This is a genomic window from Phormidium sp. FACHB-592, assembly GCF_014695795.1.
Lineage (GTDB): Bacteria > Cyanobacteriota > Cyanobacteriia > Leptolyngbyales > Leptolyngbyaceae > Stenomitos.
On the sequence record NZ_JACJOZ010000011.1, the window covers coordinates 15,705 to 41,536 of the forward strand.

The 25,832-nt window shown below is 50.4% G+C and carries 23 protein-coding genes; 12 read left to right on the forward strand and 11 right to left on the reverse strand.

The window, feature by feature from the left end:
- Positions 1-160 precede the first annotated feature (160 nt).
- From H6F86_RS01515 to H6F86_RS01525, 3 genes are all read left to right on the forward strand, one after another.
- Entirely contained in the window at positions 161-2,866 is a 2,706-nt protein-coding gene (locus H6F86_RS01515; protein WP_347240065.1) for a heavy metal translocating P-type ATPase, read from the forward strand.
- Between the two features lie 86 nt (positions 2,867-2,952).
- Positions 2,953-3,474, forward strand: coding sequence for an FHA domain-containing protein (locus H6F86_RS01520; RefSeq protein WP_190446343.1), 522 nt, complete (start codon positions 2,953-2,955; stop codon positions 3,472-3,474).
- 400 nt (positions 3,475-3,874) lie between these two features.
- The gene (locus H6F86_RS01525) at positions 3,875-4,297 is read left to right on the forward strand and encodes an FHA domain-containing protein (protein WP_190446344.1); all 423 of its coding nucleotides are present in this window, start codon (positions 3,875-3,877) and stop codon (positions 4,295-4,297) included.
- A gap of 42 nt (positions 4,298-4,339) precedes the next feature.
- Here the strand turns inward: H6F86_RS01525 and H6F86_RS01530 are convergent, their stop codons facing one another.
- Complete coding sequence (locus tag H6F86_RS01530) at positions 4,340-5,725, reverse strand: cytochrome P450 (RefSeq protein ID WP_190446345.1); 1,386 nt, start codon at positions 5,723-5,725, stop codon at positions 4,340-4,342.
- 38 nt (positions 5,726-5,763) lie between these two features.
- Between H6F86_RS01530 and menH the strand changes: the two genes are divergently transcribed.
- From menH to H6F86_RS01550, 4 genes are all read left to right on the forward strand, one after another.
- Positions 5,764-6,549, forward strand: coding sequence for a 2-succinyl-6-hydroxy-2,4-cyclohexadiene-1-carboxylate synthase (gene menH / locus H6F86_RS01535; protein WP_190446346.1), 786 nt, complete (start codon positions 5,764-5,766; stop codon positions 6,547-6,549).
- Between the two features lie 180 nt (positions 6,550-6,729).
- Positions 6,730-7,272, forward strand: a complete 543-nt coding sequence (locus H6F86_RS01540; protein WP_190446422.1) for a cyclic nucleotide-binding domain-containing protein — start codon at positions 6,730-6,732, stop codon at positions 7,270-7,272.
- 278 nt (positions 7,273-7,550) lie between these two features.
- The gene (locus H6F86_RS01545; protein WP_190446347.1) at positions 7,551-8,222 is read left to right on the forward strand and encodes a hypothetical protein; all 672 of its coding nucleotides are present in this window, start codon (positions 7,551-7,553) and stop codon (positions 8,220-8,222) included.
- 518 nt (positions 8,223-8,740) lie between these two features.
- Positions 8,741-8,923 carry a CsbD family protein gene (locus H6F86_RS01550; protein ID WP_190446348.1) on the forward strand — a complete coding sequence of 61 codons (183 nt, stop codon included), beginning with the start codon at positions 8,741-8,743 and terminating at the stop codon, positions 8,921-8,923.
- A gap of 222 nt (positions 8,924-9,145) precedes the next feature.
- Here the strand turns inward: H6F86_RS01550 and H6F86_RS01555 are convergent, their stop codons facing one another.
- The 6 genes from H6F86_RS01555 to H6F86_RS01580 form a co-directional block, all read right to left on the reverse strand.
- Positions 9,146-10,738 carry a HAMP domain-containing histidine kinase gene (locus H6F86_RS01555; protein ID WP_190446349.1) on the reverse strand — a complete coding sequence of 531 codons (1,593 nt, stop codon included), beginning with the start codon at positions 10,736-10,738 and terminating at the stop codon, positions 9,146-9,148.
- Positions 10,739-10,875: 137 nt separating this feature from the next.
- Positions 10,876-12,159 carry an MFS transporter gene (locus tag H6F86_RS01560; protein WP_190446350.1) on the reverse strand — a complete coding sequence of 428 codons (1,284 nt, stop codon included), beginning with the start codon at positions 12,157-12,159 and terminating at the stop codon, positions 10,876-10,878.
- 302 nt (positions 12,160-12,461) lie between these two features.
- The gene (locus H6F86_RS01565) at positions 12,462-12,929 is read right to left on the reverse strand and encodes a MarR family winged helix-turn-helix transcriptional regulator (protein WP_190446351.1); all 468 of its coding nucleotides are present in this window, start codon (positions 12,927-12,929) and stop codon (positions 12,462-12,464) included.
- Between the two features lie 96 nt (positions 12,930-13,025).
- Positions 13,026-13,523 (reverse strand): phosphohistidine phosphatase SixA, encoded by a 498-nt coding sequence (sixA, locus tag H6F86_RS01570; RefSeq protein ID WP_190446352.1) that lies wholly within the window; start codon positions 13,521-13,523, stop codon positions 13,026-13,028.
- A gap of 155 nt (positions 13,524-13,678) precedes the next feature.
- Complete coding sequence (locus tag H6F86_RS01575) at positions 13,679-14,995, reverse strand: bifunctional oligoribonuclease/PAP phosphatase NrnA (protein ID WP_206755997.1); 1,317 nt, start codon at positions 14,993-14,995, stop codon at positions 13,679-13,681.
- Positions 14,996-15,287: 292 nt separating this feature from the next.
- On the reverse strand, positions 15,288-15,785 hold the full coding sequence (locus H6F86_RS01580) for an HNH endonuclease (protein ID WP_190446353.1): 498 nt from the start codon (positions 15,783-15,785) through the stop codon (positions 15,288-15,290).
- A gap of 153 nt (positions 15,786-15,938) precedes the next feature.
- Between H6F86_RS01580 and fghA the strand changes: the two genes are divergently transcribed.
- The gene (gene fghA, locus H6F86_RS01585) at positions 15,939-16,790 is read left to right on the forward strand and encodes an S-formylglutathione hydrolase (RefSeq protein ID WP_190446354.1); all 852 of its coding nucleotides are present in this window, start codon (positions 15,939-15,941) and stop codon (positions 16,788-16,790) included.
- Between the two features lie 84 nt (positions 16,791-16,874).
- Positions 16,875-17,285, forward strand: coding sequence for an ester cyclase (locus tag H6F86_RS01590; RefSeq protein ID WP_190446355.1), 411 nt, complete (start codon positions 16,875-16,877; stop codon positions 17,283-17,285).
- A gap of 154 nt (positions 17,286-17,439) precedes the next feature.
- On the opposite strand, the gene dnaK is transcribed toward H6F86_RS01590, so the two are convergent.
- Both dnaK and H6F86_RS01600 read right to left on the reverse strand, forming a co-directional pair.
- Entirely contained in the window at positions 17,440-19,353 is a 1,914-nt protein-coding gene (dnaK, locus tag H6F86_RS01595) for a molecular chaperone DnaK (RefSeq protein WP_190446356.1), read from the reverse strand.
- A gap of 293 nt (positions 19,354-19,646) precedes the next feature.
- A complete protein-coding gene (locus H6F86_RS01600; protein ID WP_190446357.1) occupies positions 19,647-20,189 on the reverse strand; it encodes an Hsp20/alpha crystallin family protein in 543 nt (180 codons plus the stop codon).
- A gap of 14 nt (positions 20,190-20,203) precedes the next feature.
- Between H6F86_RS01600 and H6F86_RS01605 the strand changes: the two genes are divergently transcribed.
- Positions 20,204-20,548: a hypothetical protein gene (locus tag H6F86_RS01605; RefSeq protein ID WP_190446358.1), complete on the forward strand. Its 345-nt coding sequence runs from the start codon at positions 20,204-20,206 to the stop codon at positions 20,546-20,548.
- 333 nt (positions 20,549-20,881) lie between these two features.
- Here H6F86_RS01605 and H6F86_RS01610 read toward each other — a convergent pair whose 3' ends face one another.
- Positions 20,882-21,979, reverse strand: coding sequence for a response regulator (locus tag H6F86_RS01610; protein WP_190446359.1), 1,098 nt, complete (start codon positions 21,977-21,979; stop codon positions 20,882-20,884).
- Positions 21,980-22,254: 275 nt separating this feature from the next.
- On the opposite strand from H6F86_RS01610, the gene H6F86_RS01615 reads away from it, so the two are divergent.
- Positions 22,255-23,679 (forward strand): FAD-binding oxidoreductase, encoded by a 1,425-nt coding sequence (locus tag H6F86_RS01615; protein ID WP_242033313.1) that lies wholly within the window; start codon positions 22,255-22,257, stop codon positions 23,677-23,679.
- A 3-nt stretch (positions 23,680-23,682) separates the two neighbouring features.
- A complete protein-coding gene (locus H6F86_RS01620; RefSeq protein WP_190446360.1) occupies positions 23,683-25,143 on the forward strand; it encodes a heterodisulfide reductase-related iron-sulfur binding cluster in 1,461 nt (486 codons plus the stop codon).
- Here H6F86_RS01620 and H6F86_RS01625 read toward each other — a convergent pair.
- The gene (locus H6F86_RS01625) at positions 25,089-25,631 is read right to left on the reverse strand and encodes a Uma2 family endonuclease (RefSeq protein ID WP_347240066.1); all 543 of its coding nucleotides are present in this window, start codon (positions 25,629-25,631) and stop codon (positions 25,089-25,091) included. The genes H6F86_RS01620 and H6F86_RS01625 overlap by 55 nt on opposite strands.
- Positions 25,632-25,832: the final 201 nt, after the last annotated feature.

The following is a 25,832-nucleotide window of genomic DNA, read 5'->3' on the forward strand; positions in this document are numbered from 1 at the left end:
AGTCAGATTTGCTTAAAGAAAGTGGATAGTTTTTGACCAATCGCCTTCTACTTCATCTACGCTCAAGAGAGAACCCCGTAGATGCTTGTGGAAGGTTTTTCCTTTGGTTTTAGACGCAACAAAACTCACGCTGCCGCAGGGCGATCGCACAACTGAGGCGATCGCGGCACCATCTCTAGAAATTGCCATCCTGGATGTGACTGGGATGAAGTGTGCTGGCTGTGTTCGAGCCGTTGAGAACGAACTGAAACAATGTCAGGGTGTGGCGACAGCAACAGTCAACCTGGCGATCGAAGTGGCAACGGTTGAATACGAGAGCGGTGCGCTCCAGCCCTCTACTTTGGCGACAACGTTAACTGAGGCGGGGTTCCCGTCTCACCTTCGGGTGTCTGACAGTACGCTTGATCCTGCCGATCCCCAAAACAGCGATCGCCTTGATTTTCAGGCACAGCGGCAGATAGAGTCGCAGCGACAGCTTTGGCGATTAGCGATGGCGATCGCTCTGTTGCTGCTGTCAGGCATTGGACATCTTGACCAATTGGGTCAGTTGAATCTACCTGTTTTGTCAAACCTCGGCTTCACTAATATTTGGTTCCATTGTGGGCTGGCAACTGTTGCGCTGCTTATACCAGGGCGATCGATGCTAATCGACGGTTGGCGTGGACTACGCCGCAACGCTCCCAACATGAATACACTCGTCAGCATGGGCACGCTGACTGCCTATATCACTAGCTTAGTAGCGCTACTAGTGCCCCAACTAGGCTGGGAGTGCTTTTTTGATGAGCCTGTCATGCTAGTTGGCTTTATCTTGCTGGGTCGCACACTTGAACAACAAGCAAGGAATCGTGCTGCCAGTGCTTTTCAATCCTTACTTGCCCTCCAGCCAAAGGTGGCACGGTTGATGAAGGGGAGGAGTGAGCAAGAGAAGGGAGAGCAGCGAGAGGAAAGGGGGAAGCAAAAGGAGCAGGGGGAGCCATGCAATCAAAACTCTTACCCTGATCGCTCCACACTCCTCACCTCAGATTTCATCGAAATTCCTGCCGATCGTGTTCGTCTCGGTGAATGGCTGCAAGTGATACCAGGAGATAAAGTGCCTGTGGATGGTGAAGTGGTGATTGGGCAGACCACTGTGGATGAGTCGATGCTGACGGGTGAGGCAATCCCTGTTATAAAACAGCCTGGAGACTTAGTGGCAGCAGGAACACTCAATCAAACGGGCACGATCGCGCTGCGTGCAACTCGTACAGGCAAAGAAACGACTTTGGCACATATTATTGCGCTGGTGGAAGCAGCCCAGGCTCGTAAAGCCCCGATCCAGAATCTGGCAGATACGATCGCGGGCTATTTTACCTACGGCGTGATGACGATCGCCTTCCTCACGTTCTTGTTCTGGTATCTCGTTGGCAGCCAACTCTGGGGCGACGCTCTGATGCAAATCGGGCAACACGCCATGAGTGCTGGACATACGATGTCGCACTCCTCACTCTCTACCCCTCACTCTTCACCCTTCGTTCTCAGCCTCAAACTGGCGATCGCCGTCCTTGTGATCGCTTGCCCCTGCGCTTTGGGGCTTGCCACACCGACCGCTATCCTTGTTGGGTCTGGCATTGGGGCTGAACGAGGTCTCCTCATTCGTGGGGGCGATGTGCTGGAGCGCGTGCATCAACTGGACACCGTAATCTTCGACAAAACAGGTACGCTTACTACTGGTAAACCGATTATCACAGACTGTATTGTGCTGGAAAGCGGTCAGCGGTCAGCGGTCAGCGATCAGCAGCGAGAATGTAACTATCAGCCGTCGGCGGTCAGCGGTCAGCAGACAGATTCCAGTAGTGGTGCCCCTCACATTGGTTTTCCAACGCAAGCCCCATCCCTCACACTTGCTTCCTCTGCCTCCTCCCCTGCTTCCACTGATCCCTTTTCACCCCTTCACCCCTTCACCCCTCATACTCTCCTCCAACTAGCTGCCAGTGTAGAAAGCGGCACACGCCATCCTTTAGCGATCGCCATCCAGCAACAGGCTCAGCAGGAGTCATTGGAGCTTTTGGCAGCAAGAGCTTTCCTCACTGCGCCGGGGCTGGGTGTCGCTGCGATCGTTACGCTAACAGAAACAACGGTAGATGTGTCTGTGGCGATCGGTACTCAAGCGTGGTTAGCGCAGCACGGTGTTACCGTTAACGAGGCTGCTACAACAGCAGCTCGGAGCTTGCTACAGGCTGGAAAGACAGTTGTTTATGTGGCTGTAGATGGCGCATTAGCAGGACTCATTGCTGTCACCGATACACTGAGACCGGATGCAATTGAAACAGTCGCAGCACTTAAGGCAATGGGGCTAACGGTCATGCTACTAACGGGCGATCAGCTAGATTCGGCACGCGCGATCGCCCAACCACTCGCGCTTAACCCAGATCACATTTTGGCTAGCGTGCTGCCAGAGGGCAAAGCTCAGGCGATCGCGGCGCTTCAGGCACAGGGGCACAAAATTGCGATGGTCGGTGATGGCATTAACGATTCGCCTGCCCTTACTCAGGCTGATGTCGGTATTGCCTTGCACTCTGGTACTGATGTTGCGGTAGAAACAGCAGGCATTGTTCTGATGCGCGATCGTCTAACCGATGTTGTCGAGTCTATACGGTTAAGTCACGCAACCTTTAATAAGATCCGTCAAAACCTCTTCTGGGCGTTTGCTTATAATGTTTTAGGGATCCCTCTAGCAGCTGGATTACTGGTGCCAACTGCTGGTCTTTTATTAAGCCCTGCCGCCGCAGGCGCTATGATGGCTCTTAGTTCCGTTAGTGTTGTGTCTAACTCCCTGTTGCTGTACCTCACCTTCCCTACATCGAGCCGCGCTGGAAACGCCAGATGATTCGCTGTAGTTTCGGTCAGACTTGCTTTTGCACTACTTGTATCAAGACTGCCCGTGTCAAGTAAACCAACAGTCTCTTAGGTCTCATGTCTTCAGAATCTTACCAAAGTCATTTGCTGATTGTTGAAGATGATAACGGACGGCGCAGTATTGCGCTGGACGGCTCCGAATACTCTATTGGCAGAGATCCATCCTGCAATATCTGCCTTGATTCGCTCTTTGTTTCTCGCCGTCATGCAACGCTGCTGCGCCTTCCAAATGGTGATGGCACCGTTAGCTATCGCATTGTTGATGGCGACCTTGAAGGCAGACCAAGTTCCAATGGGTTTTTGGTCAACGGCTATCGTCTCCGTACGCACAACCTGCAAAACGAAGACGAGGTTGTGTTCGGACCGCGGGTGCGCATCATTTACTATTTGTGTCAGCGCGATAGCGTAGTGACGATGCCAGTCGATGAGTTTGACATTACGCTGATTAGCCCAGGGATGATGGACGATGATGGTGGTATGTCTAAACGTAAACGTCAGGTGTTGAGCCTCCTTAACGCTTGGCAAAAGCAGCCACGACGATCAGTCTTAAAGCTTAAGCGCAAGCGATCGGAGCAGTAATTTCAGTCGCCATTAGCAGTCTAAGGCACGGAGCATGAACGGGGGCTGGGGGCGTTACCCCTAACCAGAGCTTTTACTGATTATTGCTCAGAATGATATGCGCTATCTACACTCAGCGTCCCGTTCAAACTGCATTACTTTGCTACGGGCTTATCTAAGCTTTGTAAGCACCTGGGGCTGTGTTGCTCTTTGATTCAGAGGCAGTGCGTTTAGGTATCCGGCTTGGAATATTTTGATCAGCGCTAAATCTAGGCTGTGTTCTGCAACAGGCGCTATGATGGCGAAGTAGTGCTGTTGGCTTCCATTACTTAAGCTAGGCTAGAAGTGTAGTGAGCCAGTTTAGAAAGCTTCAGGAAATCGGTCTAGCCAGCGCTTACCTCACCACGTCACGTATTGTTCAATGCCTTCAGAACCGCATCAAAACCATTTGCTGATTATTGAGGATGACAAAGGACGGCGAGAATTTGTCCTTGATGGTCCTGTCTATTCGATCGGGCGAGATCCAAAATGTGATGTGCGGCTCGTTTCGCAGTTTGTCTCGCGCCGTCACGCGACCTTAGTGCAGCTCCTCAACGATAATGGCACCTATTATTACCGCATTGTGGATGGCAATCTTAAAGGCAGAACAAGTGCCAATGGTCTGATGATTAACGGGCGCAAGCTTCAGGCACACGATTTGCAAAATGAAGATGAAGTTGTCTTTGGACCACAAGTACGCGCTATCTATTATTCTCTTAAGCGCGATGCCATCATGACGGTGCCACCCGACGAGTTTGACATTACGCTGATTAGCCCAAATATGATCGGCGACCCAGAAGATTAGTGCATCAACCGCGGTGTTTGCCTAATTCCATCAGTCATTGCCTTAAACGCTAGAGTTTACAGCGCTGGTGTTAGTGCGGCGGGTGATCGCAGTCAGCCGAAAATTGCTAGAGGGCACGAATGTAATGCCACGGCGTTCTGGCTTGACGGTCCCCTGCGTGGTAGCAGTCAAGGTATAGCAAGAGAGGACAGTTGCCAGCACCAGCTTCATTTCGTACAGCGAAAAGGCTGCGCCAATGCAGCTTCGTGAACCGCCGCCAAAGGGCAGAAACTCATAGGGCGAAAACTTTTGCTGCAAAAAGCGGTCTGGCTGAAATTGCTCTGGGGCAGGATAGGTCTGTGAGCGACGATGCGCCAGGTAAATGCAAGGAATTAGAATGGCTCCTGGGTCAAACGTATAGTCTCCAATCTGCACGGGTTCTTTGACCTTGCGCGGCTGGGAGATGAGCGCGATCGGGTAGATTCGCAGCGACTCTTTGCAGACAGCGGTTAAGTAGGGTAACTGAGCGAGGCGATCGGGGTCTGGTGCGTTGCCCAATGACTCAAGCTCTTGCTGTAGTTTTGCTAATACTGATGGCTTTTCATGCACCCAGTAAAACGCCCAGGAGAGAGCTGATGCAGTCGTTTCATGCCCCAGCAGCAAAAGAGTCATTAATTGATCGCGTAATTCTTCGTCGCTCATTGATTGACCCGCTTCATCTTGAGCTGATAGCAGTAGCGTCAAGACATCGGCGCGATCGGGGTCAAACTGAGCGCGACGCTGCCGAATTTCAGCGTAGATGAGCTTGTCAATCTGATACTGCTGTTTGAGGAACGCACCCCACGGACTCCAGCGCCCTAAATCTCGTTGCAGCATTGGGAAGAAAAATTGGCTGGAATACAGCGGCGATGTAACCGCTTCCAACAGTGCGTTTAACAAATGTTTGAGCTGGTAGTAGCGCGGTCCTGGCGTCATGCCAAAGACGACCCGCAAAATGATCTGAAGCGAAATTTCAGACGTAGATTCTCGAATCGAGAAGGGTTTAGCTAAAGTCCAGTCTGCAATCACTTGACGGGTCAGATCGCAAATGAGTTGACCATAGGTTCGCATACGATCGCCATGGAGCGGTGGCATCAAAAGCTGTCGCTGTCGCTGGTGCCGCTCGCCATCTAGCATGATAAGAGAACGATCGCCCGTCAGCGGTCGGAAGACATGGGTTACTTTACCCAACTCAAACTGACCGGCTGGAGCTGTGAAGATTTGGGCGATCGCCCCTGGATCGCCAAAAAATACGACAGGCGGCGACTGCCAACCCAACACGCGCGTTGTGAACGTATCACCATAACGTTGGGCGCACTGCTCTAGAAAGCCAATTGGTTGGGCGACTAACGCTAGCGTTTGCAGCAGTGAGGGGGTGGTCAATCCATCGGGCAAAGTGCTTACACTCATCGCGAATTAAAGGTAGAAGGCAAAAGGTTAATCAATCAATGGGCTATCGGTTTCACTACACGGTACATGGGCAGCGTGAACTGCCAGTCGTGTTGTTTCTACATGGTTTTATGGGCAACAGCGCCGATTTTGACACAGTAATGACTTGTCTAGCCAACCAGTTTTGCTGCCTCGCGGTTGACTTGCCTGGTCACGGCAACACGATCGTTGAGGGTGAAGATACTCTTTACACCATGCCGCAGACGGCTAACGCGATCGTCTCCTGGCTCGATCATCTCAATGTTCCTCAATGTTTTTTGGTTGGCTACTCAATGGGTGGTCGGTTGGCGCTGTACTTAGCGCTTCACTTCCCCCAGCGTTTTCCAAAAGTGGTGCTAGAGTCAGCCTCCCCTGGACTCAGAACAAAAGCCGAACGGGCAGCACGGTTGAAACACGATCGTGCCTTAGCAGACCAGATCGAAGCCGCGTTTCCCTCCTTTCTATCCTACTGGTACGGTCAGCCCTTGTTTCATGCCCTGCGTCATCATCCTGTGTTTATGCAGGTGCAAGAGCGGCGATCGCACAATCATCCCGCTTTATTGGCAACATCGCTACGCTATCTCAGTACAGGGTCACAACCATCCTTATGGGAACGCTTGCAGCACCATACACAGCCCCTGCTGTTGCTAACTGGGGAGGACGATCGCAAATTTTGTACAATCAATCAAGCGATGGCTAACTGCTGCCTTACTGCTCAACTACGGATGCTTCCTGCTTGTGGTCACGTCCCTCACCTCGAACAACCCAACGCATTTACAGATGCCCTGCAAACATTTTTCAGCTAACGCATGATGGCAGACGTTTAAGGTTCCCTCTTGTCGCTTTGCTCCTGCCTGTAAGTGCTATCAGAATTTTGTCTAAATGTCTGTCTGGTTCGGTGCGCTTTGGATAAAACAGTACAAAGTCAGGATGTGTCAGGCAGTTGGAACGATTATCCTGGTAATCATGAGACACCGCACAAACGCATGAAGAAAGTTCTGTTCATTCTAGGCGAGCTGGACGACGATGATATTGATTGGGTGCTAGAAACTGCCGTCCGGCAAGAAGTCGTTGCTGGAACGGTGCTAATTCATGAAGGGCAGCCGATCGACACCCTTTATATCTTGCTTGAAGGCGAACTTAGCGTTTCGGTAGCCGCTATGGACGATCGAGAAATTGCTATCCTGTCCAGCGGCGAAGTGGTGGGAGAAATGTCCTTCATTGATACCCGTCCCCCGTCTGCAACCGTCACCGCTGCCAAAAATTCTCTTGTTCTCTCTATTCCTAGAGAACAGCTTGCAACCAAACTGCGTCAAGACATTGGTTTTGCATCACGGTTTTACCGCGCTCTTGCCATTTTTCTTTCCAATCGGCTGCGTGTCACCGTCAATCAACTTGGCTATGGCAGCAATAATCAGTCTGAAGTCACTGACCTACCCAATGATGAGCTGGCACGAGACGCAAAAGACAATGTAGCGCTAGCAGAAACTCGGCTTGATTGGCTACTGAGACGATTGAAGGGACGGTGAAAGGCTGAAGGCTATAAACGGGCATGAGAAACTTAAAACGTTTTCTCCTGGCTCTACAGCATTGCCGCTCTCAGAAGCCAGGCTTTTCCCCACCCTCACTCTCCCATGCCATCACCCTTTCATTCTTCTAATCCTTTATTCTCCCACCCCTTCACTCTGTTATCCATCAGCAGCCCCTTTAAAGGTTGCTGTAACTCTAGACTCCCTTTGCCACTGGAACCTTTCAATCTTTTGCCAAGTCTTTAAACCATCTAATGCATATGTTTAGGTGGCGACTTATGTTTAATTTCAGTCGATGGCAGTCTAAAACGGCGTTTGTAATTGCTTTAGGAATGACAGCACCGGCGATCGCGCCGCTGGCGATCGCCGCAACCGCACCTCCTGCTCCTTATACAGTGGCGCAGCTTTTTCCCTCGCAGCAAGCTCCCCGTCGAGTCGCGATTCCGGTTGGAACACGGCTGCCGATTCGGTATGATGGCGCTGAAAAAGTTGTCGTGTCACCCAACGAAACTACGCCTCTCACATTGGTGCTTGATAGAAATATTCGCTCCTCTTCTGGCGAAATTCTGGTGCGATCGGGTAGTCAAATTAAAGGTGAATTAAGACCTGCTGACGGTGGTTCTCAGTTTTACGCCCAGCAGATCACCTTGACGGATGGTACGGTATTGCCGATCAACGCAACCTCTGAAGTCGTCACCAGAACTCAAGAAATTGTGCCAGGAACAAATACCGGCGCTGTACTTAAGGGAGCCGCTATCGGTGCTGGTGCCGCTACCATCATCTCTGGCGTCACTGGCAGACGACGTATCACCCTTGGCAAAATCCTTGTTGGCGCGGGTGCTGGCGCTTTGGGTGGCTTAGTCTTCGGCAAAAAACGAGCTGATGTCATTGTGGTTGAACCGAACACTGACCTTACGCTGATCTTGAATGATTCGCTGGTGCTGCGCTAGCACTACTGTCCTCAAAATAGGTTGCAACCCCAGTCACCGAGAGGACGTTAGACCTGAATAAAGCAGTGTTTTTTGAGCGGCTTTAATCTTTCAAAAAATACTCTGCTATCACCCCTACAGCTATTGAAGAAAAATTAATTGACTTTTAAGTAGGAGGGCTAAATTAAGCACCATTTAGAGACCGGGTTTCAGCTGTGCTTAACCCACTGACACCTAGGGCTGAGGGCACTTCGACTTCACTCAGTGCCTCTTGCGAAGAATTCTGCCTAGCTACTTAGAAGTCCCAGACATTAATTGTAGAAGACGAGACTTTGTAATTCTAGGTGTGAACGGTAAGAAAGCTTGTTTTCTCTGTATCTTTAGGTTTTGTGGAGTGTGTTGAGTTACATCTAGAGGGAGATAGAAAAACAGGTTGATCCCTGTAGATTAGTAACTGTACTCAAAGTTTTGAAGTGAACGAATCAATACATTCACTGAGATGGAAAGTACATTTTTTAACACAAAATACGGAGATCATTATGAGCTTAGAAGATAGAGTTAAGGCAACTGCCAAAAATGTTGAAGGGAAAATTCAAGAAGGCGTTGGTAATGTGACTGGCGATCCCCAGACTAAGGCTGAAGGTCAAGCAAAACAAGCTGAAGCCGAGGGTCGTCACACAGTTGAAGATGTGAAAGATAACGTCAAAAGGATGATTGACTAGTCTATAACCTGGTCGCTACTCAGGTATGACATTTAAAAGCGTAGGCAGCAAATTTGCTGCCTACGCTTTTATGTTTCTATCTACAGACACCGTTCATTAGAATCCAACCTAGACAAAAATGTGAAAGAGAAGATTCAAGACATCTTCCTTTACTTAACTAATTAAGGTTTAGTAGATAGTGCTTCAAATTCCTGACTTCGTAAAGAAATTAGGAGTTTTGCTTTAAAGCAATTTTGGCTCTGCATCCAGTATTTCCATACTGCTCATTTCTAACGGCAAAAAGACGGTCATTACTTCGCCCTGTTGTGGTCGATCGCGCACGATAAGCTTGCCACCTAGTGCTTGAAATAAGCTTTTTGTCACCGCCAGATTAAGGCTAAGAGTGCCCGTTTCTGGTTGAAACATTAGTAGTTGCCCAAGCGATCGCAACAAGGGTCGATGCTGCTTTTGAGCTGCCATCGCTGAGTCTGTTTCAGACTGAAGCTGCACCTTAAGCTGATTGCCTGCGGGTACCACCTCTACTTGAATATGACTACCCACGGGCAGGCTGCGCGTAAAGCGTTCGATTAAGCTAGTTAGTGCCTGGTCTAACATCATTGGATCGCTCACAACGGTCGGCATCTTCTGAGGCAGCACAATGTCGAGGGTAAGCTGTCGTTGACTTGCCTGTTGCTGCCAACGCGGAATGCTTTGCTTAAACATTTCGGCTAAGGGTGTCCGCGTGAGCGACATCTTGCTGGGGCGCGACGATGAGGTTTGCAGCTCAACGGCACGAAAGATTAAGCCAAAGCGATCGATTTGTTCGCTACATTCACGATCGATAATGCCCAGACGCTTCACTACATCAGGAGGAAGATCAATTCGCTTTAGCAGCGATCGCGTGAGGGTGCGAATGGTTGTAAGAGGTGTACGAATTTCATGAGCCAGGGCTTGCAGCAATTCAACATCCAGACTGGCAGCATCAGGCAACGGCATCGTCTGGTAATGCGATGGCGCAGGGTGTTTACGAACGTTTTGACGATCGCCTTGACGCTTGCTAGTTGCTTCTTGGCGCTGTGCAACGGACTGCCCCTCAGTTTTTTCGCTGCGTGTTTCTTCTAGCGGCTCTGGTAAATGCGCCAACATCAAGCGGCTAAACCGCATTACAGTTGCATAGTCTGGCGCTACAGGAGCAAATTGCGCTGCTAAGGCATCTAACTGTTCGATCTGCTCAGAATTCATGAGCAAAATGCGCGGGCGAATCGCATTCCATGCTTGTTCCACAACCGTTGGCATAAACGAAAACATGAACGCTGGTTCGCCCAGCAACGATTCGCCTAAAACCACAACCAGGCTGAAGCGGGACGTTAAGACTAGGCAAAATTGCTCGGCTGCCAGTGGATCGCCAGGTAACAAAGGTAAGGCAGACGTTGTTTCTGGTTGGGAAGCGACGAGCGTTTGATCGCTTGCCGGAAGCAGTTGCAACGGCAACCAAGCTGCAACATGAAGCGGATTTGCCGTTAGCGACCAGGTAGAAAAATTGCAGACTAAGGCGGGATGGCTAATGACTGGGAGCGGTCCCGACAGCACAAAACCTTGCGTCGTTGGTTCCGTGTCACTCGCTTCAGCTGTTGCCACCACGTTTTGCAGCAGTAGACTTAAAGCGGCGATCGCCCCAGACCATTCGCGCTCTGCTCGCACACGCTGTAGCGCCGAACGGTGCGATCGAAATGGTGCGATCGACTCCATTGTTACTGCTGGCGCTGAATAGTCCATCCAGGTTGGATCGTTCAACGCCAGAATTTCACTTAAAGTTGGTAGTAACCATTTAGGCACAATGTTCACTTCTACTTAGAGATACCCGTCGTTGGAATATCCTTCTGCATAACTCCTACTATGACCATATCTGGATTATTGATCAAAGAGGAGTCGTGGAACCGAACAATGAGGTGGCGATGTCCGGTGAGTGAGCGTTAAGAGTCAGGTTGAGGCAGCAGCCCTATACGTCGATAAATGAGTCGCATTGAGCGCCGCATTTCCGGTAGCTGTTTGGTAAACAGAAGGGAGCCACTAATGCAGAGGATGCCGCCAAGCAGGAGCGTGTTAGGCGCGCCAATGTGTGTGGCAAGACTGCCTGCTACTAAATTACCGAAGGTGACGGTGCTGGTAAACGCCATCATGTAGAAGCTCATCACTCTGCCGCGCTTATCATCATCAACGATCGTTTGCAGCACGGTATTACCGGAGGTGTGTTGCAAGACGAGACCCATACCAATGAGCAACACTGCCAGCATAGACAACCACAGCACGCGAGAAAGGGCAAAGACAATCAGCGCACTGCCAAAAATGGCTGGGGCAATCGCAATCAGCTTACTTAACCCCAACGCATTCGGTCGAGCACTCAGATAAACAGCAGCCATCAGCGCCCCTAGCCCAGACGATGCCATCAAAAAGCCCAGCGTTTCGGGTCCGCCGTGGAGTATTTCGGAGGCAAAAATGGGTGCCAGCGTCATGTAGGGCATTCCCACCAAACTTACCAAGGCAATCAGCAGGAGAATGGAACGAATTGGCTGTAACCCGAAGGCGTAATCGAACCCTTCTTTCAAGCTGTACCAGATGGTTTCTGCTGGTTTGCTCGCTACTGGTGGTTCGGGCGGCAGGCGCATAGCTAACAAGCCAGCAATCACGGCAATGTAGCTCACGCCATCAATCAAAAAGCAAACGCCTGTATTTGTTGCAGCGATGATTAAACCCGCGATCGCAGGACCCACCAACCGTGCACTGCTAAACATGGACGAATTAAGGGCGATCGCATTGCTTAAGTCGTCTCGCCGATCAACCATCTTCACAACAAACGACTGGCGCGCTGGCATATCAAACGCATTGATGCTGCCCTGAAATGCCGCCAACACCACAATCTGCCAGACTTCGATCGTGCCGGTTAAAGCCAGAAACGCCAGCGATAGCGACTGCATCATGGCAAGAACTTGTGTGATGATGATCGTCCGACGACGATCCCACCGATCGACCCACACGCCTGCAAAGGGAGTCAACACAAAGTTGGGAAACTGATTGGCAAAACCAACCAATCCCAGCATTAGTGCCGAACCTGTTAAATGATAAACCAGCCAGATCGTGGCAGTTTGCGTCATCCAGGTGCCAATAAGCGATGCACCCTGTCCTAAGAAAAAAAGCCGATAATTGCGCGATCGTAGGGCGCGTAACATCGGCTTTAAACGTTCAATTCCGAAATTCATTGCGTTTCATTTAATAGAAGGAAGTAAGAAATGAGGAAGGACGAGAGCACGTTTTGAGTTGAACGCTCATGCTTGATCAATCCTTTCAATTTCTCCATCACCGTTATTTCGTATGCGTAGTTTCTGCTTACAAATAAATTAGCAAACTTTGATTAAGGGTTTGTAACACTTGAGGATGAATTGAGGCGTTTACCTTCAACGCACTTTTCTAGTCAGAGGAAGTCCATTCGCTGGGCTTTCACAATAGACTCCTTACCTAAGTAGAGACGCGTTTAGACAACAGCATAAGTACTGGCTATTGGCTATGAGAGATTGGCGATCGCGCGGTTCAGCAACTCAGAAAAGTGTTCACGTTCGCTGTGAGACATATCTTGCATCGCTTGTTCACACAATTCCATTGCGATCGGCGGCAAAATGGTTTCAAACTTGCGACCGTCTTCAGTTAGCCAGATGCGCCAGATGCGTCGATCGCGGGGGTCGCGTTCTCGCCGAATCAAGCCTCGGCTTTCCATCCGATCGAGTACCCCCGTAAGCGTGCCACCGACTTGCTGTAGCTTTTCGCCGAGGCTAGAAATAGCTAAACCATCTTCTTTCCAGAGGCAGCACAGCACGACCCAGTGAAAGATGGTCAGATCAAACTGGTCCAATCGCTCTTGAAAGCGACGTGCCAAAAGCTGCGACAAGAGCTTGATCCGGTAGCCAATGCCGTGTGGTGCTAGGACTGCATGGAACGGCTCTGACGTGGGTGGTTCCGTTGATGGCAAGACCATCTGGCTGCACCTTATTTACTTAGCGTGCTTACTATTTAGCATACTGCGTCTGCATGGCACTAGCAATGACCTACTGGCGCTGTTCGCCCTATGCCATTACAGTAAAAATCGAGGTGGGGTTAGCCAAAAGAGAGTACTATTACCGATCGGTGTTTGTTCCGGCAAGGTTAGCCCCAGCACACCCGCTTTTTTGAGTGTTAACACGCTATTCGTTTTTCCCCAGAGCAGTGTTTCTGCCCAAAGACTCAGGTTTGGTTCGTGCCCTACTAATGCCAGCGCTTTGGTTTCGAGCGATCGCCAGCTCTCTAACCAGGCTAACCACTCATGCAAACTACCATCCGGTGCTAGTGCAGGTGTTACTTGCAAGGCCGGAGCCAGCTTTGCCTCTAGCAAAAGGTCTGCCGTTTGTCGCGCTCGCACCAGTGGGCTAGTCAGGATGATATCAAACTGGAGTGACAGCGCATGAAGCCGCTTTGCTACCTGTCGTGTCTTCCGGAACCCTTCGTCAGTTAGGGGTCGCTCATCGTCATTAGCATAGGTTCCGTGCTCTCCAGCAAGACCGTGACGGATAAGGTAAAGATCGAGTGCTGGCATAGAAGGCGGGAGGCTAGGGGTGAGGGATGAAGGCTAAGGGATGAAGGACACGCTCGTTGCTTGCGGTGAAAGCCTATCCTAAAGGCTGGAGAGGGGAGGGCTATGACTAACAAAGCAAAGCTCTAGAGAATGTTTAGCCTTCTCCTCTGCCTCACTTAGCTATTGGGATAGTGCTGATCGGGGTTGACTAACCGCAGTAGCTTTTGCTTCACCTGGGCATCAAAGACACCCCATTTCATCTTGGCGTATTCAGAGCTTTCGGTAAAACCAGACAGAAAGCCAAGGGGGATTTCAAACCCACCTGCCTGCGATCGTCCGCCGCCAAAGAAACGTCCTTGTGCATCTTGACCAAAGGCTTCTTTGATAAATTCGTCTGGGTCAAGCGTCAGTTTGTCAGTACGAAGTGAGCCAACGACGACCTCTAACTCTTCATCCTCATCATGGACAATGCCATAGACAACCGCCGTGTGAACGTTTTCTTCAGTAACGAGAAAGTCTGCTGCCTGGGGAATGGCATCACGATCGTCATAGCGGAGATAGCCAACCCCCGCGATCGAAAAGTTGTTCTGCACGATGCGGTTCTTCAACGCGCGCTCGATCACATCCATCACCTGGCGCGATCGAGACGATTGCAGGACGGCATTCAGCAGTTGAGCGTCGTAAAAGCGGCTCAAGTATGCGGCTGCCAAAAAGTCTTCTTCGCCTGCCTGCCGTAGCGCATTAGTATCAGACCGCAACCCATGCATCAGTGCCGTTGCACATTTAACGTGTTCACTAGTATTGCTATCCAGCTTGAGCAGTCCTGCCTGGAGGTATTGCGTCAGGATGGTGGCTGTGGCACGGGTGTAGGGACGAATATCGACAAACTCAGCGTTAAGGTCTCCTTGCATACTGTGGTGATCAATCACAACCGTAATGGGAATGCCCGCTTGCTGCACAGACGGCAACAGTTGGCTGGTGGTTCCCTGGTTGTCGAGCAAAGCACAGCCTTGATATTTCGATAAATCTCGGCTCTTTAAAACTTGCGGCGTGAGGCGCTGCACCGGTAAATTGGTCAGCTTGACGAGAGCAACATTTTCCTGGTGGCTAAGGGTGCCCGCATAAACCATCTCGCACTGAATGTCGTATTTCTGAGCAATCAGCTTGTAAGTCCAGGCAGATGAGAGCGCATCTGGATCAGGAAAATCTTGAAGAATCAGGAGTTGACGATCGCCCCGATGCCGCTCTAAAGTTTGGTGAAGTTCTTCTACCTTCTGACTTTGCTCTGAAGACCGAGGCACGTCATAGGCAAACGGCTGAACTATTTGGTTCGCTCCTGAATGGTTAGATGATTGACTGCGTAGAGATGGCTGAAGCGGTCTTGCAGCAAACTGGTCTGTCTGCTCGACAGTATTTGGAGCCACCTGGACGCTCAAGGGATGTGTTTCCGTGAGCAATAACAGACTGTCGAGGGAGGGAGACGAATCGTGCATATGGGGTTAAAAGGTGAGTGAAGCTTTGCTTCGGCGCGTACTCTACTACCCTTACAGAGATTGGCAAGGGTCAAACTATGGGTACTGTTTCGATCTTCGCAAAAAAAAGGTGAAACGTCATAAGCCAAATGCTATATCTCTCGACTAGTCAACCTGATCCCAGGTCAGCCCTATGAGCTAGATTGTGGCTGGGATAACATTAAGCGTTTTGATGCCGTTTTCTGAGTCTACTGCTACGGCGCTACTTCTAACGATTTGCTTCCACAAGAGCACACTCTTGAAGGGTCGCTCGTTAGATACCGATTACGTACTTGCGCCACTCTTGATTGACTCCGTTCTTGAGATGCTTGGTTACTTCAAAATATAAACCGCTGTAAGGTTTGCGTGGTGCCACATCGAGCAACATATTAGCTTCTTTGGGAGTACGATTGCCCTTTCTAACGTTGCAACGCACGCACGCCGTAACGATGTTTTCCCAAGAATCGCCGCCGCCTCGCGATCGCGGAATCACATGATCAAGCGTTAGATCATCGCCAATATAGCCACAGTATTGGCAGGAATGGCTGTCTCGGTGAAGGAGGTTGCGGCGGGTTAGCGGAATTTCTTTATAGGGCACGCGGACGTAGTGGCGCAGCCGGATTACCGTTGGCAGTGGAAAGCCAGAATAAATGTACTTGCCGTTGTGTTCAACCTGCTCGGCTTTGCCTTTAATGAGCAAAACCACTGCCCTACGCCAGCTCGTAATGTTGAGCGGTTCGTAAGACGCATTCAGCACCAGAACCTTGCCCATTGATAATTCTGTTGAAACAAGAGTTTCACAAATGGTAACACATGTGATAGAGGAGCGTAGCAGTTCCGCTAGGAGCAGGTGATCGGTCAGCAGGTGCGCGTTTAGTGTAGATTGCGATTAAGCAACCAGCCCCATATCAAGCTCTCTCAGTTTATGTCTCAACTACTCACGCCCTTGAACACCTATGCCTGCTTTAACGGCACCGTTAGTTTTTATAGCCATCCATCCACTACTTGCAAGGGAGAGATGAAGTTTACAGTTTATTTGCCGCCACGATCGCAGTCTGAACCTTTGCCCGTACTGTACTTTTTGTCAGGACTGACCTGTACTGAAGAAAACTTTATGGTGAAGGCGGGAGCGCAGCAATTTGCAGCAAAAAATGGCGTAATTCTGGTGGCACCCGATACCAGCCCACGTGGTGCAAACATTCCTGGTGAAGAGGACGACTGGGATTTTGGCACTGGCGCTGGCTTTTACGTTGATGCTACGCAAGAACCGTGGCGATCGCACTACCAGATGTACAGCTACGTGACCCAAGAACTACCTGCAATCATTGCTGCTCATTTCCCTGTAAAGATAGACCGTCAAGGCATCTTTGGTCATTCTATGGGCGGGCATGGGGCATTAGTCTGTGCGTTGCGAAACCCGGAGCAGTATCGATCAGTGTCTGCCTTCGCGCCGATCGTTGCTCCTATGCGTGTGCCCTGGGGACAAAAAGCCTTTACTAACTATCTCGGAGCCGATGAGGAAACGTGGCGATCGTACGATGCCAGCGAACTTGTGCTAACAACTCAACTCAAACACTCAATTTTGATTGACCAGGGTACGGCTGATACGTTTTTAGAAAAACAGTTAATGCCACAGGTGTTTGAGCAAGCGTGCGCGAAGGCAGGACAGCCACTAACGCTACGAATGCAAGACGGCTACGACCACAGCTATTACTTCATTTCCACCTTTATCGAAGACCACATTCGCTATCATGCCGAGATTCTTTGGAGTGAATGAAAGCTCGTGTTTTGCGACAGTAGAGAGCTTAGAGAAATATTAGAAGTGCTGCAAGTTTGAGACATCTAGCCCACAGAAAGCAACATGAAAACGCCAAAACAAGTGCTTCAAGACTGGGTTGCTGCTTACAATGCTCGCGACCCTTATGCCCTGATTGAGCTTTATCACGAAGACGCGGTGAACCATCAGGTTGCTTTCGGCGATCCTCTTAAAGGACGCGAAGCACTACTTGAGAGTTTTGTCGCTTTCTTTGGTGCCTTTCCTGATAATTACACTCATGTCGAAAATCTCTTTGCAGATGATGAGTGGGGAATGGTCGAGTGGAGTGGTGGGGGTACCTTCCTGGGCGAACTTGATGGCTGCCCACCTACTGGTAAGCGATATACCCTGCAAGGCTGTGGCTTCTTTCATATTCTTGATGGCAAAATTCATTTTCAGCGTGGGTACATCGACAAATACACCTGGTTTACTCAAATTGGGCTACCGGTTTCATAAACGTGCAACGGTTGCACTGACGATCTTAGGATGAAGCTCCCTACTTGAGGAAGTCGGGGCTCTGATGCCTACAAAAAAGGCTGATCGATTAGCGTTTGCTATCTCGATCAGCCTAGAAGTTAAGGAGCGGTCAACTTAGCAATAGTCACTAAGACTATTTGGATTCAGTAAAGTCAGCGTCGATCACATCATCGTCAGCGCCACCAGAGGGAGGGGTAGGACCACCCATGTCAGGACCACCTGGAGGAGGCGAACCTGCATCACCACCGGCTTGCTGATAGAGGTTGCTGCTGATGCTGTAAAGCGATTGTTGCAGTTCGCCAGTCAGCGTTTTGATTTGGTCAAAGTCTTCTTTAGCGATCGCGTCGCGCAGATCCTTAATTAGACCTTCAACTTTAGTCTTATCCGCCGCAGGCACCTTATCACCCAGTTCGTTGATTTGCTTCTCAGCTTGGTAGGTCAACGAATCCGCCTGGTTCTTCAAGTCGATCTTTTCACGTCGCTCTTTATCAGCAGTGGCATTTTGCTCGGCTTCGCGCACCATGCGTTCCACATCGTCCTTCGGCAGGGTCGAGGCACCCGTGATACTGATGGACTGTTCTTTGCCAGTGCCCTTGTCCTTAGCGGTGACGTTTAGAATACCGTTTGCGTCGATGTCAAAGGTGACTTCGATTTGCGGTACGCCACGTGGTGCAGAGGGAATGCCATCAAGACGAAAGACACCCAAGTCTTTGTTGTCGTTCGCCATTTCGCGCTCACCCTGGAGAATGTGGATTTCCACATTGCTTTGACCATCGACCGCCGTTGAGAAGACTTCTGACTTCTTGGTGGGGATAGTGGTGTTGCGAGGAATAATCTTGGTCATCACGCCGCCCAAGGTTTCGACACCAAGAGACAGTGGGGTGACATCCAGCAGCAGAATGTCTTTGACTTCGCCTGACAGGACACCTGCTTGCACAGCCGCACCAACAGCAACCACTTCATCAGGGTTTACAGTTTGGTTAGGGTCTTTGCCTAGAACCCGCTTCACCAATTCTTGTACAGCCGGAATCCGGGTGGAACCACCGACCAATACCACTTCTTCAATGCTGCTCTTATCGAGCTTGGCATCACGGAGTGCATTTTCAACAGGGATACGGCAGCGATCGATCAGGTCAGCGCAGAGTTCTTCAAACTTCTGACGAGTCAGGGTTGTATCCAAATGCTTGGGTCCGTCCTGAGTCGCGGTGATGAAGGGAAGGTTGACTTCTGCCTGCGTCACGCTAGAGAGTTCAATCTTGGCTTTCTCTGCTGCTTCAGTCAGACGTTGCAGCGCTTGCTTGTCTTTGCGAAGGTCAATACCTTCTGCTTTGCGGAACTCTTCTGCAAGATAGTCCACAATTTTCTTGTCAAAGTCGTCGCCACCTAAGTGGGTATCACCAGAGGTTGACAACACTTCAAACACGCCATCGCCGACTTCCAGGATCGATACGTCAAATGTCCCGCCGCCCAAGTCAAAGACGATGATGGTTTCGTTGCTCTTCTTATCCAAGCCATATGCCAGCGAAGCAGCAGTCGGCTCGTTGATAATCCGTAGCACTTCAACACCTGCAATCTTACCTGCGTCTTTTGTTGCTTGACGCTGCGAGTCGTTGAAGTAAGCGGGAACCGTAATGACTGCTTGAGTCACCGTTTCGCCGAGGTACTTGCTTGCATCTTCGACCAGCTTCCGCAACACCTGTGCAGAGATTTCTTCGGGTGCAAACTGCTTGCTAGCAGCGGGACAGTCCAGCTTCACGTTGTTGTTAACGTTGAGAACTTTGTAAGCAACCTCGGTCGCTTCATGCGTAATCTCGTCGTAGCGACGACCGATGAAACGCTTGACTGAATAGAACGTGTTTTCGGGGTTCATGACCGCCTGACGCTTGGCGATTTGCCCAACGAGACGATCGCCGTTTTTCGCAAAGGCGACTACAGAAGGAGTAGTACGGAACCCTTCAGCGTTGGCAATGACAGTGGGCTTACCACCCTCCATCACTGCGACGCATGAGTTGGTTGTACCTAAGTCAATTCCAACAACTTTTGCCATGAGTGCTTCGGCTCCATCAAATTTACAAAAACAATTACGGGGGTGGCAGCTAGCCAATCAAGCCAGAGCAGGTAAGCGCCATCAGTTAAAGTCAGGCGGTCAGCAAGAACGCTCTTGATATTACTAAGAGGCACACAACGCGCCTTCTACTCTCTCTATACTGATTGCGATTGATGCTCTGATGAAGGCGTATTTACCGAACCTACGGTTGGACGGTTGAGAAGAAGGGATAAAAGATGAAGGCTAAAGGCTTAATTGCTTTTTATACTTCATCCCTTATCCTTTAGCCTTTCCTATGCAGCTTTCTCAGCCCAAACGTCATCAGTATGTGTCGCTTGCGTTTCAGCAGGCATATGATTGCTGTCGGCTTCTAGCTTGGGTTCGGCGATCGCGTCAGCCAAGTTAACCTTCACAACTTTGGGGCGATCGCTCACTACTTTGGGTAGCGTCAGGGTCAGAATGCCATCAGTAAAGTCAGCTTTAACCTGATCGTTTTGGATGGCAACTGGTAGGGGCACTACACGGCGGAAACTACCGTAGCGGAACTCAGACCGGAAAAACTTGCCGTCTTCATTCTTAGTTTCAGAGCGATACTCACCAGTGATAGAAACGTCTGCGCGAGTCACCTGAATATCTAGATCTTTGGCAGCAATGCCGGGAAGTTCAGCACGAAGCACAAACGCTGCATCAGTCGCTTTGAGTTCGATCGCGGGTGTCCAAGTGTGAGCAGCAGGAGCAGCCGTGCGATTAGCTGGAGTGAAATCGTCAAACAGTCGATCGAGTTGACGACTCAAGGTTTCGATTTCTTGCCAAGGTTGCCAGCGAATGAGTAACATGGTGGAAGGACCTCTTGAAAGCGATGGGACTTGAGAAAGAGTGCGCTGCGGTAAGCGAGGCGAAAATCTATAACGTTGCAACATTAATCGTTGAGATAGTGAGAAAGGCTGGCAATGTTGTTAGTAAAACGATGTCTTTAGCAGTCAGCTTTACTAATAGCGCCAATGAATCTAATGTAGGGCAGCAAGGGCGTTACAACATTGGGGTAAACCGTCAAAGCACAGTTGTAGTTACCGATAAAGACTTATTCTCGAACCTTTTCATACAGCGGAGAACCGTCTTTTCAGTTGGGTTTTCCGTCGCTTTTCTTAGAGTAGCTTTAGCGATCGAAGTCGCAGTTACACGGACACTAGCGTAGCCATGCCCAAAAGGCTAGAAACTTCCCATAGCCTGACAGCATGCAAGAAACGAGGTTCTAAAACCCTTAACTTTCCGTAGTCCGTGTCGGTGGGCTTTATCTATGTAATCGCGGTTTTAACCGCCAGACATTTTTCAAACAATCTCTTCATTGAAGGGCAAAGACAGTTCAAGTTCGGTAGTAGCTAGTAACCAGAATGATGAAAGCCGAACAATCTGTAGGAGCAATCGTCTTTGGCATGGCTATGCTAAGGCAATGCCGTGCCTTCAAATGAAAAATTTGACTTGATTTAGTCCTTTAATCTGTGCTCTTTTGTAGCGTTCTCTAACGGTATTAGCTCTGGCAGCCTGGAAACGTTATCTGTACTGTGGTTTGCTGCTCTGGGATACTGTCGATCGTAATGTCGCCGCCGTGCAACTCGATCAGGCGTTTGGCAATAGCAAAGCCCAACCCCGACCCTTGCTGCTCGTAAAACTTGCGTTCAAACTGCATATAGGCACCCAGGCTAGCAAGCTGCTCTGCAGTCATGCCCCGCCCACGATCGGTAATTGTCAGCCTCAAACCTTCGTCAACGATTCTGGCTGACAGATGAATGGGAGTACCTGCCGCCGAAAACTTAAAAGCATTGCCAATTAGCTCTTCCAGCACTTTTTTGAGCTTTAGATCCGAGATCTGGATTTTGGTATCTTGCAAATCTAAATGCAAATCGGCTTCGCGTCCTTCTTGTTTGGCGATCGCCGTCGCCACAGCCATGATCAGCGCCGCAGGAATGCGCGTCTCACCACTACGTAGCAACGCGAGGCGCTCGTCATCACGGGCGGTAATTTCCAGCTCAGAGTAGAGCAAAAAGTTTTGGATGAGCCGATAGAGCCGCTCGGCAGCGCTATGGATACCTTGCGTTAGTTCGAGTATTTCCTGCCGCTCAATGTTTTTGTAATCGTCAATAATCACCTCGGCAAGCCCCAAAATGCCGTTTAGAGGCGTTCGTAGTTCGTGGGGCAATGACAGCGCAATACTGCTTCTCAAACTTTCGAGCTGTTGCTGAGACTGTTCAACTAACACTGCCTGTTTAGTAAAGCGGCTGTTGATCGCAGTCAGCAATTCTTTTGCATCACAAGGCTTGGTTAAATAGTCATCTGCACCCAATGCCATACCGTGACGAAAATCGGTCTTTGCGCCTCGTGCTGTCAGAAAAATGAATGGAATGGCAGCCGTAGCAGTGTCCTGCCGCAAAGCTTTCAGTACCTCATAGCCATCAAGTTGTGGCATGGTCACATCACACAGAATCAAATCGGGCAAATGCTCCTGTGCCTGTTCAACACCAATTTTGCCGTTCTCAGCACCCAGGACGCTGAAGCCTTCAATCTCCAGTAACTCTAGAAGCGGTTCCCGAATGAAGCGATCATCTTCAATGACTAGAATTCTTTTCATCGCTTGCTCTCAATGTCACGATTCATGTAGGGGGCATACCAAAATCCGACATTGCTGCAATATTCCTGTACTTAAATAATTTGTCAACCGTACTTAGTGATTGAGCGATCGACAGCAAACTGTTCAGCCATGTTTAACCGCGTGCGCGATCTGGTTTTGCCTATTCAACCACTATCAGCGGTTCTATCTTCTATTGTGTGTTGATTTTGAATGCTTCGTCGTCCGTGTATTTAGCTGATTCACAATTGTCATCCGTGTGACTGTTAGAGTAGGCTATGAGCCTTCAGTTGATGCAACGCATGGGGATACATTCCGCAGAAAATCGCACCGATCGCCAAACCTTTGAGAGCCTGACTGAAGCGGTAGAGGTGCAGGCTTGGGAGACATTGCCTGCGGCTCAACAGGCGTCGCTCGCGCAGGCAGTTGCTCCTGACGTTACTTTAAGTGGTATTGCTTATCCTGATACGCCAGCAGCTCTGGCTACTCTGGTGCAGGCAGATGATCGCCAGCCGCTTTTACCCTGTGGTACGGGTAGCAAATTGGCATGGGGCGGTTTAATAGGAGGGCAGAGGGCAGAGGGCAGAGGGCTGAAGGCTGAAGAGAAGAGGGTACCGCTGCTGCTGGTGAGTACAGAGCGGTTAAAGCGACTGATTGACCACGCGATCGGCGACTTAACCGTAACGGTAGAAGCAGGAATGCGCTTTGCAGATGTGCAAGCAACACTGGCAACCGCAGGACAGTACTTACCAATCGACCCTGCCTATCCAGACCACGCTACGATCGGCGGTATCATTGCGACAGCCGATACAGGTTCGCTCCGTCAACGCTACAACGGCGTGCGCGATCTGTTGCTGGGCGTGTCGATCGTCCGAGCGGATGGGCAGGTTGCTAAAGCGGGTGGACGTGTCGTGAAAAATGTTGCCGGCTACGACTTGATGAAGCTTTTTACTGGCTCTTACGGTACGTTAGGCATCATCACTCAGGCGACGTTGCGGGTGTATCCCTTGCCCGAAGCATCGCAAACGGTTGTGCTAAGTGGAGAGGCTGCTGCGATCGCGCACGCCACCCAACTGTTACTCAGTTCATCTTTAACGCCTGCCAGCGCTGATCTCTTGTCTGAATCGCTCGTCGCTGCAATGGATGTGGGAAAGGGCACTGCGCTTGCCGTCCGCTTTCAAAGTATGCTGCCGAGCGTACAGGAACAAACCAATCGGATGGTTGAAGTCAGCAAGGCATTGGGTCTGACGATCGCCCCTCTTTCGGGTACTGATGACACGGCTTTATGGCAACGCTTACGAGAACGGATGACTGCGGCTCCCCCGATCGATGCCATAACCTGCAAAATAGGGATACGCCCCTCCGCAACGGTGGCATTGTTAGCCATTCTTACCAAGCATCACAATGAGCTAGCGATCGCACCGCCGTCTGGGCTGCTTCCTTCTGTACAGATCCATGCTGCTAGCGGGCTGGGTCGGCTGCTGCTAGATGCCGCTACTCCCCCCGAAACCCTTTTAAACATTCGCTCATTTTGTCAGGAAAATGGCGGCTTTCTCTCTATCCTCCAGGCTCCAGTGTCGCTTAAACAGGCGATCGATGTCTGGGGTTACAACGGTAATGCACTGTACCTGATGCGCCAACTAAAACAGCAATTTGATCCATACAACCGTTTGAGTCCCCACCGATTTGTAGGCGGAATTTAAGTCATGAGTGCTAGTTACGAAAAGTTTGAGTCTGAGACTAAGGACGCTGAGGGAACAGATAAAGGATCAAGGTTGAAAGGGGATGAGCTAGGCTCGAATTTAGACTTTAGCCCTTCTCTATTAGCCTTTGACGCGCACAATCCTCCCGATCCTACCCTGATTGACGCTTGCGTTCACTGTGGATTTTGCCTCTCTACGTGCCCTAGCTATCGGGTGCTTGGCAAAGAGATGGATTCGCCGAGAGGACGGATTTACCTCATGGATGGGGTCAATGAGGGACAAATTCCCCTGTCTACTGCAACGACGCAGCATTTTGATTCCTGCCTGGGCTGTCTTGCCTGTGTGACCACCTGCCCTTCTGGGGTGCGCTACGACAAGCTCATTGAGTCGACTCGATCGCAGGTCGAACGCAACCAGACACGATCGCTCCCTGAAACTCTCTTGCGTCGTCTCATCTTCTCTACCTTTCCGTATCCCGATCGGCTACGGCTCATGCTGCGTCCCCTCGGTCTATATCAGAAAACAGGCTTGCAGCGCTTGGTGCGATCGCTAGGCTTTCTGAAGTCGCTTTCACCCCAACTGGCAGCGATGGAATCTATGTTGCCACCCATTTCTGCCCAGGCGTTTCAAGATCTACTACCGGAGGTGATTCCAGCGCAGGGCAAGCAGCGCTATCGAGTAGGCTTGCTGCTTGGCTGTGTCCAACGCCTCTTCAACCCCGAAGTGAATGACGCGACTGTGCGCGTGCTCACTGCTAACGGTTGCGAAGTGATTGTGCCACCGACCCAAGGCTGTTGCGGTGCGCTCACCCATCACCAGGGGCAAGAAGACCAGACTAAAACGCTGGCACGTCAGCTCATTGACAGCTTTGCCGGTACAAACCTAGATGCCATTATCATCAATGCGTCTGGTTGTGGGCATACGCTTAAGGAGTACGGCAGCATTTTGCAGGATGACCCTGAGTACCGAGAGCGAGCTAAAGACTTTGCTGCGAAAGTGAAGGATGTGCAGGAATTTCTTGCTGATGTCGGGTTGACTGCCCACCTCTCGCCGTTGCAGGACGAGCCGCTAACGTTGGTCTATCAAGATGCCTGCCATATGCTGCATGGGCAAAAGATTAGCGTCCAGCCGCGCCAACTGCTCAAGCAAATTCCAGGCGTGCGGCTACGAGAACCAGTGGATGCTGCTCTATGCTGCGGCAGTGCCGGTGTTTACAATATCTTACAGCCAGAGGTGGCAGCAGAACTCGGTCGGCAAAAAGTCGAAAATTTGCTTCAGACAGGTGCCTCGCTTATAGCTTCAGCCAACATTGGCTGCTTTGTACAAATTAGCAGACACCTACAGCTTCAGGGCAAAACGGTGCCTGTGCTGCATCCGATGCAATTGCTAGATTACTCGATTCGGGGCATTCAATTGACGGCTTCCCCATCCGAAGCGATCGCCGTTTCGTCAAACCGCACTTGACGATAGAGCGTGTCGATCGCCAGCGAGAAGCCAATGCTTTCTAGGGTTATAGTGACGCCTGCTTCATAGGGATGCAGTACCCAAAAGCCTTCAGCATTACGCTGAAAACACTCTACGTTGATCGCCGTTGACTCAATCAGCACATATTCTTGCAGGGTTTCTAGCTTGCGGTAGCAGGCAAACTTGCTGCCCCGGTCATACGCTTCGGTGGACGGCGACAGCACCTCGATGATCAAGCACGAATGTTGCACGAATTGATTGGAGTTCTGATCGCGGCGATCGCACGTCACTACCAAATCTGGGTAATGGTAGGTGCTGGTTTGCGATGCCTGCACTTTGACATCCGCCATGTAAAGCTCACAGCCCTTGTCTTGCAGATAGCCATCTAATGCCGTTGCCAGGTTAAGCGCAATCCGATTATGAGGCTTCGAGCCTCCTGGCAGCACAAAGACTTCCCCATCCACATACTCGTACCGCTCTTCCTGTATAGGTTCTCACTCCAGCTATTCTTCGGGTGTCATCTGGTACGACTTGGTTTGAGCAATCATGGTCGTTACCACTGTGGGTTAATTGAAATTGGAAGTACTGCTAAATCTCAGCAGCAGACCAGGATGAAACAGTTGTAGCAGACCTACCTTACAGAGGAAAGCGTCTATAGCAAGTGAGAGATTCAGGAACGATCGCTGTTC